This window comes from Microcoleus sp. Pol14D4, assembly GCF_036701245.1.
Taxonomy (GTDB): Bacteria; Cyanobacteriota; Cyanobacteriia; order Cyanobacteriales; family Microcoleaceae; genus Microcoleus.
The window spans coordinates 1-2,752 of record NZ_JAUBQM010000175.1; the positions used below are offsets into that span (position 1 = coordinate 1).

At 43.2% G+C, this 2,752-nt stretch carries 2 protein-coding genes; both read right to left on the bottom strand.

The genetic code is table 11. From position 1 onward, the window contains the following. Positions 1-215: 215 nt before the first annotated feature. The gene (locus tag QUA33_RS27845; protein WP_333152974.1) at positions 216-788 is read right to left on the bottom strand and encodes a hypothetical protein; all 573 of its coding nucleotides are present in this window, start codon (positions 786-788) and stop codon (positions 216-218) included. A gap of 215 nt (positions 789-1,003) precedes the next feature. Continuing rightward, the gene (locus tag QUA33_RS27850; protein WP_333152976.1) at positions 1,004-2,125 is read right to left on the bottom strand and encodes a transposase; all 1,122 of its coding nucleotides are present in this window, start codon (positions 2,123-2,125) and stop codon (positions 1,004-1,006) included. Positions 2,126-2,752 lie beyond the last annotated feature (627 nt).

Genomic DNA, 2,752 nt, shown 5'->3' on the forward strand with positions numbered 1-2,752 from the left:
GTGAAAGCTGCACGTCCGCGTTCTGAAGGAGAGGTGTCCTGTGGTAACACAGGCATCGACTCTAATTAACTGAGAGGGGCGGGGAATAATATCCCCCCTCGACTCAATCTGTTTCCCGATGCCAAGCTTCTTCTGAATTATTTGTACGAGATGGAACCCAAAGTGCTGTCGGCTGTTGAGGTAGATGTCACATGATTAAGAGTTTTTTGAGCCTATTACGAACAGCCTTCTATATACTCAACTTCAGGAAGTTTACCCGAACGGAACCTATCTACACGATTTTTGCTAGTCTCAAAAATTATGCGGTAGTTTTTGTCAGCCGCATCTTTAGGGACGAAAGTTAGATATTTTCCATTGTCTGGTGGGCGGCTTATATAATGATGAGGAGTTGCTTTAATTTGCCCTGGATATAAAGATAAAATTCGTTTTTCATTATCCCCGATTCTAGCTCCACTGATGGTGGTAATGCGCTTGCTGCTAATATCCACTCTGGCAATGCGACCCTTTGTTACCATAAAAGCAATTCCTTTTGGCTCTCCTTTTGGTTGAACGTAGGAACACTGATACTCGTCAATATCACCACTCCCACTTCTAATTAATCTAATCCCACCTGCTTTTGACGCTTCATCAACTGTCATACCAACCCGAATTGGCCCAATGCCATTAATTGCTAGTTTCGATCGCTCTGTGAGTTTCGCTTGAGCGCTAACTGATGTTACCAAAATCCCAAAAATGACTGCTGTGCCAATTAGTAAGGCGAGCAACTTTGAACTGTTTAATTTTCGCATCGAATGTTATTCCTCCTTGATATGTGTAAATATTTATCTAATTATGCTGTTATTTGAATATCCTTCGCCAGTATACTGATTTATTTTGTACTTGTACGCAGGAAATCGTCGCCTGAGTTTTGCTCGCTCGATTCTCCCGTTCTGCCTGAGAAATCCGTTTTGAGGTTGCGGGATGTCGCCTATAGCTTATATCTGAGATCTTGCACCATTCTCAATTAGCCATACTGCCAACCACTAACAGTGATGTCAAAACCATGCTGACGAGCTAAACTCTGGGTGCGAGCGATATTAATTAACAGCCCCAAAACTACTAGAGATGCCAACAAAGTTTCTCTCGCCAGTAGCGCCGCCTCTCCCCAATCTGGCAAGGTAGTTTTTCCCGATGCTAGATATGCCCAGAAGGCGAGAAAGTAGGCAATAAAAGATAATACTAGCCACCGATAAACTCCCAATAAAGTGCTTTGTCCAAACCGATGCAAACCAAACCGATGTTTCACAGTCTTAAAGAATCCTTCTATCTGCCAACGTCTTCTACCGAGTCGAGTAATGTAGACAGCCGATAAAGGTTTTGTCGAAATTACAAAGCGTTTTTCGAGACTGCCATCATCCCGTTTGAGCCAATACCAAGACAGGGTGACTGGAAAGTTTAATCCTTGCAGAACTACTTGCTGACCCCTTTGCAGTCCTTGGTTTACCTGCCGCGCATCTGCCAACCTCCGATCGCTCCTAATCCCAAAAATACCACTTGTACGTGGTTGTTTTTTTACCCAGTTGAGCATTTCTATACTGCCAAACGCGCTATCACCTAATACTCGGATTTCATAATGTGCTGTTAAGGTTTTTGGCAGAGTTTTTAGCAATCTTTGACCGAGTTTTATTGGCGTCAACTGTCCCTGGCCCCGATAGACTCGGAACCCCCAGGGTACTCGACTTCTTCCCACAAGTATGTAGAGGACTAACAGGTGCAATCCTCGTTTACCATTATAGACTCTAATTAGTTTCCCTAACCCTGAGAACTTACCAATTTTTTCGAGGGTGGTAATATCCAAAATTACCGTCAAAATTGGTCGCCTCCCAACGCCTCTTTCGGCTTTGACTTGCCTGATAATTTCGGTTCGCACAACTCGAATTACTGCCCGCACTGACCATTGGTAATGATTGAGGAAGCGACTAATCGCGCTGGCACTTACTGTTTGACAGTGCTGAGGTAAACTTTGTCCTGTTGCTTCCAGAAATAGACCTAGCAAGGCTCGCAGACTTTTTTGTTGATATTTGCTTGGCATTAAATCCATCAAGGTATAGACTAATGCTTGAGCGTAATTAAGGAGGGTTAACATTAACTTATCACATTGTTTATACGCCCTTTATTTCACATTTTGGCCCAAAATGCAAGGGCTAATTGAGAATGGTGCAAGATCTCAGTTATATCCAATCCGCACTTCATCGTCGGGCGTAAAATCGAGTCAACAGTCAACACTCAACCATCATTCAGTTTTTCGACCCCTCCTTCAACAGCCAACAGTCAACAGTTAACAGCCACAGGAAAGAGATGTTGGCTCAACTATCCAGGCTAGTGCAGGGGCTAGAACAAAGCCCAGTGCTAGGGCGTCGGTTCAGTATTAGGAGTTGACAAAAAAGACTGAAAATGATATCTGAATTGAGAAGCCTGTTAAATTCTCATCGATCGGGAAAAAGAAAGAAACCTTATGCGTCCTCCCTTATGGCATCCTCCAGTTGAACTCTCAGACGGTGAAGCGTCGATCGTCAAACGCATTAAACGAGCCAAGTTATTCACGTTTCTAAGGGTTGAATCGTTCATTCATATTTAATGATGAGTTTCAAGAAGAACTTGCTACAATTTTTAAAGACAGCACAGTGGGTCAGGGTCAGGGCGAACGCATCTAAATCTCATGTTAGCAGAATATGGTATATTGGAGCATAATTATTGAGTACCTACCAAACAT

What these genes read in the sequence shown, in the direction of transcription:
- QUA33_RS27845 (WP_333152974.1), bottom strand. Translation starts at nt 788, where the DNA reads ATGCGAAAATTAAACAGTTCAAAGTTGCTCGCCTTACTAATTGGCACA.
- QUA33_RS27850 (WP_333152976.1), bottom strand. Translation starts at nt 2,125, where the DNA reads ATGTTAACCCTCCTTAATTACGCTCAAGCATTAGTCTATACCTTGATG.